This window comes from Polynucleobacter sp. TSB-Sco08W16, assembly GCF_018687455.1.
Lineage (GTDB): Bacteria > Pseudomonadota > Gammaproteobacteria > Burkholderiales > Burkholderiaceae > Polynucleobacter.
The window spans coordinates 1,443,894-1,458,514 of record NZ_CP061291.1 but is presented as its reverse complement, the minus strand read 5'-3'; the positions used below and the strand labels follow the sequence as shown (position 1 = coordinate 1,458,514).

The 14,621-nt window shown below is 43.4% G+C and carries 19 protein-coding genes; 12 read left to right on the top strand and 7 right to left on the bottom strand.

All coding sequences use genetic code 11. The features are described 5' to 3' along the window. Positions 1-9: 9 nt before the first annotated feature. Positions 10-549, top strand: coding sequence for a chalcone isomerase family protein (locus FD961_RS07290; protein ID WP_251371249.1), 540 nt, complete (start codon positions 10-12; stop codon positions 547-549). Then, complete coding sequence (locus FD961_RS07285; protein WP_071465209.1) at positions 549-1,097, top strand: DUF3833 domain-containing protein; 549 nt, start codon at positions 549-551, stop codon at positions 1,095-1,097. Before FD961_RS07290 ends, FD961_RS07285 begins: the two co-directional genes overlap by 1 nt. A 35-nt stretch (positions 1,098-1,132) precedes the next feature. On the opposite strand, the gene FD961_RS07280 is transcribed toward FD961_RS07285, so the two are convergent. The 3 genes from FD961_RS07280 to FD961_RS07270 are packed head-to-tail and all read right to left on the bottom strand — an operon-like array spanning position 1,133 to position 4,234. After that, positions 1,133-1,837: an outer membrane protein gene (locus tag FD961_RS07280; RefSeq protein ID WP_215393280.1), complete on the bottom strand. Its 705-nt coding sequence runs from the start codon at positions 1,835-1,837 to the stop codon at positions 1,133-1,135. Positions 1,838-1,882: 45 nt separating this feature from the next. Continuing rightward, positions 1,883-3,637 carry a hybrid sensor histidine kinase/response regulator gene (locus FD961_RS07275; protein WP_215393279.1) on the bottom strand — a complete coding sequence of 585 codons (1,755 nt, stop codon included), beginning with the start codon at positions 3,635-3,637 and terminating at the stop codon, positions 1,883-1,885. Between the two features lie 3 nt (positions 3,638-3,640). Further along, entirely contained in the window at positions 3,641-4,234 is a 594-nt protein-coding gene (locus tag FD961_RS07270; protein ID WP_215393278.1) for a response regulator transcription factor, read from the bottom strand. Positions 4,235-4,535: 301 nt separating this feature from the next. On the opposite strand from FD961_RS07270, the gene FD961_RS07265 reads away from it, so the two are divergent. From FD961_RS07265 to FD961_RS07255, 3 genes are all read left to right on the top strand, one after another. Then, positions 4,536-4,856: a hypothetical protein gene (locus FD961_RS07265; RefSeq protein ID WP_215393277.1), complete on the top strand. Its 321-nt coding sequence runs from the start codon at positions 4,536-4,538 to the stop codon at positions 4,854-4,856. Continuing rightward, positions 4,828-5,217, top strand: a complete 390-nt coding sequence (locus tag FD961_RS07260) for a helix-turn-helix domain-containing protein (protein ID WP_215393276.1) — start codon at positions 4,828-4,830, stop codon at positions 5,215-5,217. Before FD961_RS07265 ends, FD961_RS07260 begins: the two co-directional genes overlap by 29 nt. Positions 5,218-5,311: 94 nt before the next feature. Then, positions 5,312-5,800: a cupin domain-containing protein gene (locus tag FD961_RS07255; protein ID WP_215393275.1), complete on the top strand. Its 489-nt coding sequence runs from the start codon at positions 5,312-5,314 to the stop codon at positions 5,798-5,800. 91 nt (positions 5,801-5,891) lie between these two features. Here the strand turns inward: FD961_RS07255 and ahpF are convergent, their stop codons facing one another. Both ahpF and ahpC read right to left on the bottom strand, forming a co-directional pair. Then, on the bottom strand, positions 5,892-7,472 hold the full coding sequence (gene ahpF, locus FD961_RS07250; RefSeq protein ID WP_215393274.1) for an alkyl hydroperoxide reductase subunit F: 1,581 nt from the start codon (positions 7,470-7,472) through the stop codon (positions 5,892-5,894). Positions 7,473-7,572: 100 nt separating this feature from the next. Then, positions 7,573-8,136 carry an alkyl hydroperoxide reductase subunit C gene (gene ahpC / locus FD961_RS07245; protein WP_071465220.1) on the bottom strand — a complete coding sequence of 188 codons (564 nt, stop codon included), beginning with the start codon at positions 8,134-8,136 and terminating at the stop codon, positions 7,573-7,575. A 218-nt stretch (positions 8,137-8,354) separates the two neighbouring features. Between ahpC and FD961_RS07240 the strand changes: the two genes are divergently transcribed. Both FD961_RS07240 and FD961_RS07235 read left to right on the top strand, forming a co-directional pair. Continuing rightward, entirely contained in the window at positions 8,355-9,005 is a 651-nt protein-coding gene (locus FD961_RS07240; protein WP_251371248.1) for a hypothetical protein, read from the top strand. A gap of 127 nt (positions 9,006-9,132) precedes the next feature. Next, complete coding sequence (locus FD961_RS07235; RefSeq protein WP_215393273.1) at positions 9,133-9,681, top strand: phasin family protein; 549 nt, start codon at positions 9,133-9,135, stop codon at positions 9,679-9,681. A gap of 18 nt (positions 9,682-9,699) precedes the next feature. Here FD961_RS07235 and FD961_RS07230 read toward each other — a convergent pair whose 3' ends face one another. Continuing rightward, positions 9,700-10,599, bottom strand: a complete 900-nt coding sequence (locus FD961_RS07230; protein WP_215393272.1) for a histone deacetylase — start codon at positions 10,597-10,599, stop codon at positions 9,700-9,702. Then, complete coding sequence (locus tag FD961_RS07225; RefSeq protein WP_215393271.1) at positions 10,596-10,982, bottom strand: DUF2237 family protein; 387 nt, start codon at positions 10,980-10,982, stop codon at positions 10,596-10,598. The genes FD961_RS07230 and FD961_RS07225 overlap by 4 nt, the downstream gene beginning before the upstream one ends. 147 nt (positions 10,983-11,129) lie before the next feature. Here FD961_RS07225 and FD961_RS07220 point away from each other — a divergent pair, with 147 nt between their 5' ends. The 5 genes from FD961_RS07220 (at position 11,130) to FD961_RS07200 (ending at position 14,592) form a co-directional block, all read left to right on the top strand. Beyond that, positions 11,130-11,564, top strand: a complete 435-nt coding sequence (locus FD961_RS07220; RefSeq protein WP_215393270.1) for a DUF2452 domain-containing protein — start codon at positions 11,130-11,132, stop codon at positions 11,562-11,564. Positions 11,565-11,599: 35 nt separating this feature from the next. Further along, a complete protein-coding gene (locus tag FD961_RS07215; protein WP_215393269.1) occupies positions 11,600-12,580 on the top strand; it encodes a quinone oxidoreductase in 981 nt (326 codons plus the stop codon). 82 nt (positions 12,581-12,662) lie between these two features. Next, complete coding sequence (locus FD961_RS07210) at positions 12,663-13,073, top strand: carboxypeptidase-like regulatory domain-containing protein (protein ID WP_215393268.1); 411 nt, start codon at positions 12,663-12,665, stop codon at positions 13,071-13,073. A gap of 129 nt (positions 13,074-13,202) precedes the next feature. Continuing rightward, positions 13,203-14,060: a metal-dependent hydrolase gene (locus tag FD961_RS07205; RefSeq protein ID WP_215393267.1), complete on the top strand. Its 858-nt coding sequence runs from the start codon at positions 13,203-13,205 to the stop codon at positions 14,058-14,060. A gap of 118 nt (positions 14,061-14,178) precedes the next feature. Then, complete coding sequence (locus FD961_RS07200; protein WP_215393266.1) at positions 14,179-14,592, top strand: MarR family winged helix-turn-helix transcriptional regulator; 414 nt, start codon at positions 14,179-14,181, stop codon at positions 14,590-14,592. The last annotated feature ends 29 nt before the right edge of the window (positions 14,593-14,621 follow it).

The following is a 14,621-nucleotide window of genomic DNA, read 5'->3' as shown; positions in this document are numbered from 1 at the left end:
GCAAAATGCATGTTACTTCGTTTTTGTATCTTGGCTTGCCTATTTACCTCTTCCGCCATTGCTAGTGATGCATCTCATATCGATCAAGTATTAAATTCAGCTAAGCTACAAGGTAGTGGAAAATTAACGTGGTGGGGTCTGCATGTTTATGATGCGTCCTTTTATCGAGGTGCCAGTTCCAACTCTTCAGAATTTGCCCTTGATCTACGGTATCAAAAATCTTTTTCTGGTAACGCTATCGCCAATCGAACGATTGAGGAAATGAAAAAACTCGGAGTACCAGAAGCTCAGGCACAGAGCTGGGGGAAGCAGTTGGCAACCTTCTTACCGAATGTAGAGCCTGGCCAAAATATCACTGCCATTTATGCTCCGAAGCAGGGAACTACCTTTTATTTTGAAGGTAAGCCTTTGGCTCAAATTGCAGGAGCAGAGTTTCCTAAAGCCTTTTTTGGTATTTGGCTCGATCCAAAAACAAGTGCACCCAAGTTACGCGAGCAATTGCTAGGACAAAGTTGTCCTCCACCCCTTTTTCAAGAGAGTTGTAATTAATGAAACATCACTTTATTAAATTCACGATCACTTTGTTTGTTGCCGTATTTTTATTTGGCTGCTCTGGACCTCAGGTCTCTCAGTATGCTAAAGAAAAACCAACGCTGGATTTAAGCGAGTACTTTTCTGGAAACATTGATGCTTATGGCATCTTCACTGATCGAAGTGGCGCTGTTGTAAAGCGCTTCACCGTCTTGATCCAAGCTAACTGGAAAGTAGTTGACGGTAAGAAGATTGGTACTCTAGATGAAAGCTTTGAATATTCGGATGGCTCTAAGCAAAAACGTATTTGGACGTTGACCGAAGTCGCGCCAGGTAAATACATTGGAAAGGCAGACGACGTAGTGGGTGAGGCAAATGGTTCATCTGCAGGTAATGCCCTCAATTGGGCTTATACATTGGCTTTACCTGTGGATGGCACCGTCTATCATGTTCAATTCGATGACTGGATGTACTTGGTGACACCTAAAGTAATGATTAATAAAGCCCAGATGAGTAAGTTTGGCATTAATTTAGGCGAGGTCACACTCAGTTTCTATAAGCGTTAAGGTCATTTAATTCTGCTTGCAGACTGAATCCCACATTAGAAACGATAGCCAATACCAAAGAGCACATCGTAACCTGATGCTTTAGCAGTTGAATTAACAACTAAGCCATCATCGGTTGTGACGGTGACTTGTTTTGCTTTATCTACAGCATAGTTAGCTTCAGCAAAACCATAAATGGAGCCGGAGATGATTTGCTTATAGCCGAGTCCATAGACCATGCCACTCATTTGAGTTTTTTGCTCAGGAAAGTTACCTGCTGCATTGCCTGAAGCGCTCGAATTCACTGTAGCTCCCGTATAACCAATTTTTATATAACCAAGTTTTTCTTGGTCGATTGCGTAGGATGGAGTTAAAAAGATGCTGAAGACATTGCTCACGTTATAGGTTCCAGAGACAACACCGCCAGCATTCGTTGCAGTTGTAGAAGCCGATCGAGAGTGACCGGGATATAGGGCTGCACCAATGCCAATGAGATAGGTTTGATTGATTGCAAAGTTATAGCCAGCCGCAATATTTGCAGCTGGACCATTGGAATGATTGGCCGTTGTAAAAGTAGGCAGGACATGGCCAGATGGTGTGGTTGTTGTGCCGTTGGCAGCTACCGGTATATAGCTCTCAAAACCAATCAGACCAAGTTGGCCATATGCGCCTTCCCAAGCATTTTTAGTAGTTTGCGCTAGTGCTTGCCCAGAGCATAGGATTGCAATTACTAGTGCGACAAGTTTTATGTTGTTTTGCATGTCTCTCTCTTCATTTTTTAATGTATTTTTATTTAATGAATTAGCTTAAGAAATTAATTTCTTGATTGCCTCAACGATTTGCGTGTACCCAATTGGCTTATATAGGACCTTGATATTGAGATCATTAAATAATTGAATATGTTTTGGGGAGGTATCGGCAGTAATAATGATTGCTGGAATATCAACGCCGAAACTATCCCTTAATTGCTGAATGATGAGATCGCCAGTCGTGCTTTTTAGCCTATAGTCACTCAGAATGCAATCAATGTGATTCACATTTGCCAGTTGATTAGCCAGCTCAGTGCTATTTTCAGATAGTGAGATGACATGAAATCCATTTTGTGCCAATGCCTTTTCATAGGCGCTAAAAATCGAGGGATCATCCTCGAATATGGCAATAGACTTAGTTGTGAAGAGAAGTTCTTGGCGTCCAGAATTTGAGTGCAAAAAATCTTTATCACTCATTTTTTCATTTTCAGGAAGTAATCTTGCGCTGTACTTGGTTTGGATATTGAAAATAGTGCCTTTACCAACTTCTGACTCTACAGATAATTCAATATCTGACAGCTTACAAAGCCTTCTGACGATTGAGAGGCCTAAGCCTAGGCCATCGTGCATATTACGAGTGCTATCTACTCTAAAAAATTCATCAAAGATTTTTTCTAGAGATAAATTATCAATTCCACATCCAGTATCTTCAATATGAATGTGCAGACAATCTTGTTTGATAGAAAATTCTGCCAAGATGGAGCCTGTTGTGGTGTACTGGATTGCATTTGACATGAGATTACCAAGCAATTGCTGAAGAACAACAATATCTCCATTCACTTCAATGTTAGAAAATTCAAAATGAAGAACTAGGTCCTTGCTTGAAGCAATCGGGGTATAGGTCCTTGAGAGGCTACTTACTAGCTCAATCAGTTCAAATGGTTTTTGTATTTGATCTGCTGATCCAGCATCTAATTTACTGAGATCAAGCAGAGAATTGAACATCGAGTTAAGAGATTGAATACTTTTTCTGATTTGGAAGAAGTTGATTCGATCTTTGGGATTTAGTGTTTGCGGCTCAAATAGATCTAGGTAAATATTGACGGCATGTAAGGGTTGCCTGAGGTCATGGCTGGCAGTGGCGATAAATTTAGATTTAGCAGTATTAGCCGAGATTGCAGCATTTCGCTCTATCTCCAAATCTTGATTGAGCATTTGGTTCTGAATTTGGAGGCTTACTGTTCGAATCCAAGAGTCTGAAAAGTAAGAAGCCATCTTGATGGTATAGATAGAGAATGCAAACTCCCCAAGCAAAATGGGCCAAGGAAAGATTAACGGGGGGATCAGCGAAATAGTGAATTGGCAGATGAAGATGGGCAATGCAAAACAGAGGAATATAGGTCGATGGATGGAGTAGCCATATAGACCCACAAACACAGCAGTACAGCTCATCAAGAGGTAGAGGCATTGGAGATTGAATGGTATGGTTGGAACCACAATCAGCCAGCCAAGACCCCAGCACATTGTTACCGAAAACACCCCAATGGTTAAGTTAGTAATTTTCTTTTGGGTCGATAGTCCGCGCTCTTTGTTTTTCACAAAAACCATGTATGCCCTGAATGACACACAAATAGTCATGGTTGTAAGCCAAATGATGAGAGCGGTTAAGTGCGCCTCCTGAAAGATCAATATCCCTGTAAGCAGCGGACCTATGATCGTACCTGCGGTATTGGTTTTGGATGCAGTTTGAAGAAATGTATATTTCTCTTCAAGTAGCAATGGGTTATCCGCCTTTAGGGGAAATGTTGTCATAGCCTAGACCCAGCCATTTTCCTTGGCCTTAATGACGGCCTGGGTTCGATTAAAAACTTTGATTTTCTTAAAAATCTCACCAAGATGTACTTTCACCGTTTGCTCGCTAATATTGAGCGAATAGGCAATCATTTTGTTTGAGTGGCCGTTAGCAATTTGCGACAGAATTTCTTTTTGTCTATCTGTGAGCTGATTAATTAAAGCATCTTGGGGCTCTAATCCAATTAATGTACACAGGCTTTCATAGATATGGGCGCTATCACTATTTTTGGATATGAAAATATTGCAGCCGGCATCAATGCATTGCTTTTCAATCAGTTCTTTTTCTAAGCCTGAAATAGCGGCAATGGCTATGACATTGGGCAGTTTTTTAAATTCGACAATTCCAGAAAATTGATCTTCACAGTCTGGTACTAATAGGTCCAAAAGAACTACCCAATTCGTTTTCTGGCTTTGGGCAATTTTTAAGCCCTCACCTAAAGAGTCTGCCGAGAAGACTGGAATATTGCTTGCGAGAAATTTTCTAGTGAGGAATTGGTGGAGGGCATCCCTATAGACTGGATGATCATCGACGACTAAAACTGACGCGGATTGCATGGCTCTGCCCTTGGTATTCATCAAGCCTTTTTAGGAGCTTGGCTTTAGCAAATATTATGACATTCATATTAAACGCTTGACTAATACTTTAGCTCTAGAGATGGCGTCAATAATGTTGACCAAGATCAATTATTTAGACGGGGGAACTTTCTTACCCCTTAGGCATAGGCTTATTTAAGTTTTGAGATCCACTTTTTTCGATGCCGATTAATGACAGTCTGATGACTAGAGCTAAAGTGCTATATCTAAATAGGGGTGATCTTTCTAGGATGGGTGCATTCATTCTTTATAGGGAGTCATCGTGGGTCAATTCATCGGTCGCCATTCTCGTTTTAGCTTTTTGTTCTCATTATTCCTGGTGGGTCTGTTGATGGCTTTAATTGGCTCCCGAGCCCAGGCAAAGATCGACCCTCAGGGCGTAGTGGAAGTTAATAATCCCCATCGTATTCCCAATGAATTTAACCCTCGGCTTCACCGTGCAGAGGATGAAATTATCACTATCAAGCAGGAGCTAAACGAGGAAGTGGTGGAGGCTACCGAATCAATTCATGAACTTGCTTTTAAAAATCAACATCTCGCTGCCCAGTCAACTTATGACTACACAACAGGTACATCAAACTAATTCTCTGACACCCTTTGCTCTAAAGGGTTCATCAGGCTTCTTTCATGGGAATGTAGAGTCGCTTCGCTACTGCGAAGTATTTGAGGCGCTTGGACATGAAACCCGGCTACGAGTATTTGATTTTATCTATCGGGCCGGTGAACAGGGTGCCAGGCCAAAGGACATTATTAATTGCTATGGCGTTGATTCTGGAACTCTGGATTTTCATTTAAAAAGACTCATGGCTGTTGGATTGATTGTCCTTAAGTCGGGATGTCTTAGAGGCAATTATTCCGTTAGCCCTAATCTCCCCTTAGGATTAACATTAATGTTTGACTCTAGACAGGTCCAAAATCATCCATCTTGTTTAGCTAGCGCCTAATTTTCTCGGGTTATCCCTGAGAACCGATATGAGTTCTCCATGTTAGATTGCGTCAAGAAGATGTGATTAAAAATATAACAATGTGGAGACTAAATTGAGAGTACTTTCTTTAGCTAAAAAATACTTTGCTGTTGCAATTCTGGGGTTTGCATCTGCGCAGGCATATGCCCAAGCCACTGCCAAAGATTTTGTGATCGTCAAGCCTGACCAAGTGGTGTGGACCGATGCTAGTGCTGGAGTGAAAACTGCTTTTCTGTATGGTGATCCGAATAAGCCGGGGATGTATGTCGTGCGCAATATCTTTCCAGAGGGCATTATGAGTTCCCCACACTTCCATACCCAAGATCGTTTTGTAACAGTTATCAAAGGAACTTGGTATGCGGGTACTGATGCAAGCTGGGATCCTGCTACGACTGTTGGTTTGCCGGCTGGCAGCATGATGTTTCATCCTGCTGGCGTAGTCCATTTTGATGGCGCTATGAAAGGCCCAACTGAAATTCAGATTATCGGCATGGGGCCAGTGAGCACCACCCCGGTTTATCCAGATGCTCCTCGCTTTGGTAATCCGCGTAAACTCAATTAGTAGCTTTCTTCACCCAGAAAGACAAAACCCCAGAGATTCCTCTGGGGTTTTTATTTACCAAGGCAATTCTGGCAAGCGCTGGGATCAAATATCAGGCAGCAATCTTGCTTGGTTCTTCTTCGCTCACAGAGTGACGAATGAGATAGTCAAAGGAGCCAAGTGATGCTTTTGCACCTTCACCCATGGCGATAATGATTTGCTTATAAGGGGCTGTGGTGCAGTCACCTGCGGCAAATACACCCGGTAACGATGTCTCGCCTTTGGCGTCAACAATAATCTCGCCACGTGGAGAGAGGTCAACGGTGCCTTTGAGCCATTCGGTATTTGGGAGTAAGCCGATCTGCACAAAGATGCCCTCTAACTCCAAGGTGTGATCTGCTTTAGAGGTGCGATCCTCATAGCGCAAGCCATTCACTTTGCTGCCATCACCCAATACTTCTTTAGTTAATGCGCTTGTAATAACTTGAACGTTGGAAAGGCTGAATAATTTCTTTTGCAATACAGCATCTGCACGCAATTGGCTATCAAACTCAATTAAGGTGACATGGCTCACAACGCCAGCCAAATCAATTGCAGCTTCAACCCCTGAATTGCCACCACCAATTACAGCAACACGCTTACCTTTAAATAAGGGGCCATCGCAATGTGGGCAGTAGGCAACCCCTTTGTTGCGATACTCTTGTTCGCCAGGCACATTCATTTCTCTCCAGCGCGCACCAGTGCTGATGATGACCGATTTACTATTAAGTACTGCACCGTTCGCCATCTCCACTTCAATGCCTTTGCTGGTTTTTCGTAGTGCATTGGCACGCTGCAAGTTCATGATGTCAACTTCATAATCTTTCACGTGTTGCTCTAAGGCCTGCACCAGTTTTGGTCCCTCTGTATGTGAGACTGAGATGAAGTTTTCGATTCCGAGAGTGTCCATGACTTGGCCGCCAAAGCGCTCAGCAACAATACCGGTGCGAATGCCTTTGCGGGCCGCATAAATTGCAGCTGCAGAACCAGCGGGGCCACCACCAATGACTAGAACATCAAAATCGTCTTTGGCATTGAGTTTGGCAGCCTCTTCTTCAGCGCTGCCGGTATCGAGTTTGGCAATAATTTCTTCAACGCCCATACGACCTTGACCAAATACTTCGCCGTTCAGAATGACGGTTGGAACAGCCATGATCTGATATTGATCAACTAGATTCTGGTAAAGGGCGCCATCAATCATTTCATGCTGTACCTGAGGATTGAGTGCGGCCATTAAGTTCAAGGCTTGCACAACGTCAGGGCAGTTATGGCATGACAAAGAAATAAATGTCTGAAAGCGAAACGTACCTTCGAGTTTACGAATGCGAGCAATGATGTCTTCTTCCACTTTGGGTGGATAACCACTAGCTTGCAAGATCGCCAAGATAAATGAAGTCATCTCATGACCCATTGGTAAGCCAGCAAATGTAATGCGGGCTTCTTCATCAAGTTTACTTACGGTAAAGCTTGGAGAATTCTGAGCTTGGCCGTTAGTCTTAACCGTAATCTTGTCAGATTGTTCTGCAACTTCATTCAAGAGCTCAAGCATCTGTGCTGACGCTGGGCTTTGATCAAGGGTCGCTGTCAGAACGATCGGGGCGACGATCTTTTCAAAGTAGGCTTTTAATTGGGTCTTGATATTGTTATCTAACATGGTAAATCCTTAATCTTTAATTTCAGTGAGTCTATTGGGCAGGATCTGATCCTCTCCAATAGACTCTCCGGAGAGAGTCTGATTGGTTAAGTCTGATCTATTAGATCTTGCCTACGAGGTCTAAAGATGGAGTCAAAGTAGCTGCGCCTTCTTTCCATTTCGCTGGGCAAACTTCACCTGGGTGAGCAGCTGTGTATTGAGCAGCTTTGAGCTTGCGCAATGTTTCAGATACGTCACGTGCGATTTCATTGGAGTGAATTTCTGCAGTCTTGATAACACCTTCTGGATTGATGATGAATGTGCCGCGCAATGCCAAGCCAGCTTCAGGGATGTGTACGCCAAACGCATTTGTCAAAGTGTGTGTTGGATCGCCAACGAGCGGGAACTTTGCTTTACCAACAGCTGGTGAAGTTTCGTGCCAAACTTTGTGTGAGAAATGGGTATCAGTTGTTACGATATACACTTCAGCACCTAACTTTTGAAACTCAGCATAGTTCTCGGCTGCATCTTCAATTTCTGTTGGGCAGTTAAATGTAAAAGCTGCTGGCATGAAAATCAAAACTGACCAATGGCCCTTGAGGCTTTCATCAGAAATAGTGACAAACTTACCGTTATGGAAAGCTTCGGTTTTGAATGGCTGAACTGCGGTGTTGATAATAGACATGGTGCTCCTTTTGTTAAATGAATTGGGTTAATCAATCATGGAATGCTTTGACAACGGAGTCCATTCTAGGCACTATTTTATTATTTGTATAATGAATAATTTAGATGTAAGTGATCGAATTTATTGATAATTAAATAAGGCATTGCTTAAAGTGGGGATAATGGGGTCTTAAGGCTCTAAACAGCCATTTACCAGTCTTTTTGAGAGGCCTTATCGATATGCCAATTCAGTTCAAACATTTGATTCGATCTATTTCCCTCCTTGCCTTGGGCTTGTTTTTGCTTTCAGGCTGTCAATCTACGGGTAAAGATGGCAAGCCGCTCACACAAGCGGAAATTGTTCAAAAGCGCCAAGCAACAATCGAGATGGCTAAAACGGGTCTCGATGCCTTAATCAAACAAAATCCTAAGATTAGGGAAGATATTGAAAAGGCTCCTGGTTATGCCGTATTTAGCACTACCAATGTTAATGTGGTCCTAATCGTAGTGGCGCGCGGTGAGGGTGTGTTGTATGACAAGCGTCGTAAAGAGCCTGTGTTTATGCAGGCACTCAAGACAGGCGAAGGTCTGGGCGCTGGATATCAAGACCAATATCAAATTGTGATTTTCAAAACCACTGCTGCAATTGATCAATTTTTATTGACTTCAATCGATGGGCATAAGGGTGGCATCGACGTAGACGCTAATTTCTCTGCAGGCTCAGGTGGAACAATTCGCTCCTTTAATCCCGAGATTACTTTTTACACCGTTGGTTTATCTGGTTATGATTTACAGGCTAACTATGGTGGCACGCTCTACCTAGTGGATCAGCAGTTGAATGATGCAGCCACACTGAACAGTCTCCCCAAGAAGGCTCCTGCAGCTAAATAATCATTCCAAACCCATATTGGCCGGGTTCTACTGGTATTTCTCTATAGAAACACTCTTAAACGAGAGTAGATTGGTATCTGTATTCGTATAGATATCAATCGTATATCTCTCACCTAAAGGGGTTGTTATGAGCAAAGATTCATTGAGTGCCGCTGCAGCTAAAAGTCAACAAAAGGCAGTTGATGCTAGTAAAGCCGTTGGTCGAGTTGCCATGGAAAGTGCACAAGCGATTGCCCAAATTAATCAACAAGCTGCACAAGAATTTGCAGAGCGCATTCAGAAGCGAGTTTCCGAGCTCATGAAAACCCAAGACCCAAAATCGGCTTTTGACTATGTACACGCAGAGGTATTGCAAGATGCCTCAAAAGAAGTGGCGCATTACCACCAGCAATTACTCAATGTTTTAAGAAGTGGGAATAAAGAGCTAGCTGACATTGCAGAAGTAATGATTCAGGACTCAAAGGCCGACCTCATTCATTTTGTTAATGATGCCACTGACAATGCGCCTCCCGGCAGTGAAGCCTATGTGTCGGTCTTTAAAACTTCGTTTAATAATGCCCTGCAAAACTTTGAATTAGTGCGCGCAGCAATGGCAGATTCATTTGCTAACTTTGAGAAAAGCGTGGAAAGTGTTGGCAATCTCACTGCCACAAAGGGCTCTTCTAAAAAGAAATAGTGTAATTTTTATAGAGAGTCAATAGCGCTCTTGAAACTGTAGAGCATTTTGGATCGTCTGAACATGGATCTCAATAGTGGAGCCAATTTCTTTACCGTAACCGCCCGCCATTGAGAAGGCGACTGGGATTTGCCTGCTTAAGGCATATTCAAATACCGCCTCATCTCGCTGACGCATTCCCGCTTTGCTAATCTTGAGTCTGCCGAGTCGATCGCCCTCGTGGGGATCTGCTCCGGCAAGATAAATAACAAAGTCTGGCTTGAATCGAGCATCCAGTTGACCTAAACATTGGGATAGTGCATCGAGATAGGTATGATCATCGCAACCATCTGCCAATCCAAAATCTAGGTCACTTGCTTCCTTTTTAAATGGGAAGTTATTCTCCCCATGAATTGAAAGTGTGAAGATAGAAGCATCATGCTGAAGAATGGATGCTGTGCCATTGCCTTGATGTACATCTAAATCAATGATGGCTACCTTTAGTTTTGAACTTACTTCTTTCTGAAGGGCGCGTGCAGCAATTGCGGAATCATTAAATACACAAAAACCACTCCCCAAATTGCGATAAGCATGATGTGTGCCGCCAGCTAGATTCCCAGAGATTCCCTCCTTGATAGCGGTTTTGGCAGCAGCTATTGTTGCTCCTGCAGAGCGTCTAGAGCGCTCCACCATTTTTTCGCTCCACGGAAAACCAATTTCTTTTTGCTCTTCAGGGCTCAGTTTCCCCTCTATGACTTTGAGTAGGTAACTAGCATCATGAGCATAGAGAATTTGGGTATCCGTCGCGGCTGGTGCTTCTATCAGTTCTAAATTAGCAAGAGTGCTTACTAAGTCGCGGACTCGAGAATACTTTTCCATGGGAAAGCGATGACCTGCCGGAAGTGGCAAGACAAAGTGATCAGAATAAAAAGCCTTCAAACAGAACTTCCTACATCACTCGCATATTGTTCAAGTAAATCAAGGGAGACTGTTTCTAGTGCTTTGATATGGGTGCTCTCTAATTTAATCAGGGGCGCACAATTGGCTTCAACAGCCTCGACCCAGCGATTGATACAAAGGCACCATTGATCTCCTGCGACAAGACCTGAAAATCGATATGCTGGCCTAGGCGTCATGAGATCGTTACCTTTAGCTAGGCTAAATTGTAAAAATTCATCGGTAACAATGGCGCAGACTAGATGGCTACCCACATCTTCCTCGTTAGTTTTGCAGCAGCCATCCCTAAAGAATCCAGTTAAAGGATCAAAAGAGCAGGGGACCAAGGGTTGCCCTAAAACGTTGAGGGCGACATCATTACGCATCAAATTATTCCTTAATCATGGTTAAAGCAGGTGCATTCATGGGGCGGTGTGCTGCTCGGCAAAAATCCCCTTTTTGTGTCACACTTTCTTCGTTAATACGGGCTGTACGGCTAATTTTGCAGTAAAACATGAATTCACGGGCAAGCAATGAGAATTGAAGACACTGATCCAGCAAGACATGCGGGTATTGAATATCCCATGGAAGTTGGCGCTCCAGTTTTTGCACCCATCAAAGTAGTTGAAGAAAAAGATAAAGCGGTAAACGTTGCACGCCAAAATGCCAAGCAAGAATACGAGCGCATTATGGAGCAAGCTGAGGTGCTGATGAAACAAGCTAGAGCACTACAGGCAAGATTGGATGCCACTGAAATGGTCCATAGTGCTAAGTTTGGTTTCAATCCCATTCATGGAAAAATTTACCATCTGTATTACGACAGCAGAAACTCGACCAATGTGCTTATTCAAAATGGGCCTAAAGAGTGGAGCTGTGGAATTCCGGATGGATGGACTTATGCCATGGCAGTGAAGAAGCTGGGCGATAGCACCTGGGCGGTGGTGGAAGAAAACGCTCTTGCAGTATGATATTTTTTCTTATAACAAATATAAATAGGTGACATGTGACAAAAGCACGAGTAGTTAGCCTGGACAAATTAGGCAGCGCAGACATAATCAAGCTTATTGATAAAGAATTGCCTCCTCCCGCCAAAGGTGAGGTACAAATTCGTCAAACTGCGATTGGTTTTAATTTCATCGATGTGTATCAGCGCTCAGGTGTTTATCCCCTCGAACTGCCTACAGGACTTGGTCATGAGGCGGTCGGTGTTGTGGAATCTTTGGGTGAGGGTGTGACAGGTCTAAAGATTGGCGATCGTGTGATGTATATGAATGCCGGTATTGGTGCTTATGCTAGCGCACGTAATGTTGCTGCAGATAAACTAGTGCCAGTACCAAATGATGTTTCAGACGAAGTTGCTGCTGCAGTGTTCTTTAAAGCAATGACTGCGCAATATCTGGTACAAAAAACATATAAAGTAAAAGCGGGTGACGTCGTATTAGTTCACGCTGCTGCTGGTGGAGTTGGGCAAATTTTGGCTGGTTGGGCAAAAGCCTTGGGTGCTTTTGTAGTGGGCACTGTTGGTTCGCAAGCTAAAGTAGCGATAGCTAAAGAAGCTGGATGTGATGCGGTGGTGGATTACTCGCAGCCAAATTGGGTTGAGGAAGTTTTAAAAGCAACTGGCGGTAAAAAAGCCAACGTGGTGTATGACTCTGTCGCTAAAGATACCTTCCTAGGTTCACTAGAATGCACTGCACCTTTTGGTACGGTTGCGCTCTTTGGTGCCGCCTCAGGTCCTGCACCAGAAATTCATCCAGAGATTTTGAATAAGAAAGGCTGCTTATTCTTAACTAGGCCTTCTGTATTTCCGCACAACGCGACACATGCTTTATTGCAAGAGAATGCTAAAGCCGTCTTTGATGCTATTGCCAAGGGTTATGTCAAAGTGCAGATTGGTGCAAAATTCCCGCTCGAGCAAGCTGCTGATGCACATCGAGCTGCTGAAAGCCGAAAGGTGTCTGGCGCAATTGTGATGATTCCTTAGGCAGTAATAGAAATTCGAGAGCAATCCTAAAGTCGAAGCCCCGCATTGCGGGGCTTTTGCATTTGAGTTGTAGTATGGGAGCATGAAAACACTCACCAACATCATCTTCTCAATTGCGGTGTTCACCGTAAGTCATTTTGCAGTTGCGCAAATTCCTCCAACATTGCATTCGAATGAGATCTCCTATATCTCTGGTGGCGTGGGTGAAGAAGAGACTATGGCGATATTGGCTGAAGCCAAGCAATGGCCTCTCCTATTGGAGTTATCGCAAATAGAAAATGGTAGGGGGGTTTGGATCTTTGGTGCCAATATCAAAATCAGCAATGCCAAGAAGCAAGTGATTTTTGATGCTCAAGCAGATGGTCCGTATATGTTGATCAATCTTTCGCCAGGTGACTATGTCATCCAGGCGAGTTATCAAGGTATTGAGCAAAGTAGGGCGCTGAGTGTGAAAGCAGGTTCACCGCAAAAGATTACGCTTTTCTGGAAATAGCATTTCAGCGAACTTGAGGCTGCAAAATTGGTGCAGCGCCATATAGCTTTATAAAGGGAGTTCAGCTTCTGTTTCTAATTTCGGATATAGTTTTCCCATCCGAATAAATAGATCACGGGAGACAGGGTAATGAGAAATACTTCACTTAAGAAATGGATTGCAAAAGCATTGGTGCTGCCAGTGCTACTTACTGCGAGTACATTCGCATTGGCGCAGACATCTGCAGGTACTAACGCACAAAACAAAACTGAACTTTTATGGTTTGGTCAAGCAGGCTTTAGGATTAAGTCTCCCGAGGGCAAGATGATCTTAATTGATCCATGGATCACTGGTGGACCAAAGACTCCCCCGCAATATAAAAATGATTTGGCTGCCATTGGCCCAATCGATTTGCTGTTGGTTACTCATGCTCACGTTGACCATCTGGGCGACGCACCTGCAGTAGCTAAGGCCAATAACATTAAGCTATATGGTCCTGCTGATATGGTGACCCCGCTGACGACATTAGGCATCATTCCTGCTGACCTTGGCTGGCGGTTTAATAAAACCGGCCGTGTGACTCCATTGCCGGGTATCAAGGTAACTGCAGTACAGGCTGAGCATTCTTCATTATTGGTTTGGAAGAATCCAGCCACCGATAAGCTCGAGTCACATCCAGCTGGTGAACCTGTTGGTTACATCATTGAGTTGGAGAACGGTTTCAAAATTTGGCATATGGGTGATACAGGCTTGTTTAGTGATATGAAATTTATTAGCGAGCACTACAAACCCGATTTAGTCTTGATTCCAATTGGCGGCAATTTCACAATGGCGCCGGAAGATGCAGCCTTTGCATTAAAAACTTGGGTTAAGCCAAAAATGGTGATTCCGATGCATTACGGGTCTAATCCAATGACCAAAGGCACCTTGGCTGAGTTTCAGGCGGCCATGAAGGGAAGTAGCATCAAGATCATCCCAATGACAGAAGGTGAAACAGTCCAGTTTTAAGACTTTTCTTCACTAGTCTCCAAACCCCGCATTGATTGTGGGGTTTTTTATTTCTAGGTGCTTGCATTTAGTTCGTATTAGTACTAATATAGTACTAACTAGTACTTTATTACCTCAAATGAACTTTTTACCCACCCTTCGAAGCTTAGTTTCTGCCTATCAAGCGTTTGAGCATTACTCTGCGCCAGATTTAAAGGGCCTGGGCCTCACAATGACTCAATTCGATGTCATTGCTACCTTGGGCAATCAGCCGCCAATGACTTGCAAGGAGCTGGGAGAAAAAACCTTGGTGACCAAGGGCACCTTAACGGGTGTGTTGGAACGTCTACAGACAAAAGGCATTTTAGAGAGGAAGATGAATCCAGAGGATGCTCGTAGCCAAATGATTGGTTTAACAGATGCAGGTCAAAAGTTATTTGAAAGAGTATTTCCTGCGCACTTACAGCATTTGGAAAAGGCATTTGAGAAGCTGTCTCCAAAGCAATTAAAGGAAGTGCAGGAGTCATTGAATTTACTTAAAGATATTTTTTAATCAACGATCAAACTGAGTTAATAGGAGAA

Coding starts and splice junctions, on each gene's coding strand:
- FD961_RS07225 (WP_215393271.1), bottom strand. CDS start 10,982: ATGCGTAATGATGTCGCCCTCAACGTTTTAGGGCAACCCTTGGTCCCC.
- FD961_RS07290 (WP_251371249.1), top strand. CDS start 10: ATGTTACTTCGTTTTTGTATCTTGGCTTGCCTATTTACCTCTTCCGCC.
- FD961_RS07210 (WP_215393268.1), top strand. CDS start 12,663: ATGAAAACACTCACCAACATCATCTTCTCAATTGCGGTGTTCACCGTA.
- FD961_RS07285 (WP_071465209.1), top strand. CDS start 549: ATGAAACATCACTTTATTAAATTCACGATCACTTTGTTTGTTGCCGTA.
- FD961_RS07260 (WP_215393276.1), top strand. CDS start 4,828: ATGACTACACAACAGGTACATCAAACTAATTCTCTGACACCCTTTGCT.
- ahpC (WP_071465220.1), bottom strand. CDS start 8,136: ATGTCTATTATCAACACCGCAGTTCAGCCATTCAAAACCGAAGCTTTC.
- ahpF (WP_215393274.1), bottom strand. CDS start 7,472: ATGTTAGATAACAATATCAAGACCCAATTAAAAGCCTACTTTGAAAAG.
- FD961_RS07205 (WP_215393267.1), top strand. CDS start 13,203: ATGAGAAATACTTCACTTAAGAAATGGATTGCAAAAGCATTGGTGCTG.
- FD961_RS07220 (WP_215393270.1), top strand. CDS start 11,130: ATGAGAATTGAAGACACTGATCCAGCAAGACATGCGGGTATTGAATAT.
- FD961_RS07235 (WP_215393273.1), top strand. CDS start 9,133: ATGAGCAAAGATTCATTGAGTGCCGCTGCAGCTAAAAGTCAACAAAAG.
- FD961_RS07270 (WP_215393278.1), bottom strand. CDS start 4,234: ATGCAATCCGCGTCAGTTTTAGTCGTCGATGATCATCCAGTCTATAGG.
- FD961_RS07280 (WP_215393280.1), bottom strand. CDS start 1,837: ATGCAAAACAACATAAAACTTGTCGCACTAGTAATTGCAATCCTATGC.
- FD961_RS07275 (WP_215393279.1), bottom strand. CDS start 3,637: ATGACAACATTTCCCCTAAAGGCGGATAACCCATTGCTACTTGAAGAG.
- FD961_RS07240 (WP_251371248.1), top strand. CDS start 8,355: ATGCCAATTCAGTTCAAACATTTGATTCGATCTATTTCCCTCCTTGCC.
- FD961_RS07200 (WP_215393266.1), top strand. CDS start 14,179: ATGAACTTTTTACCCACCCTTCGAAGCTTAGTTTCTGCCTATCAAGCG.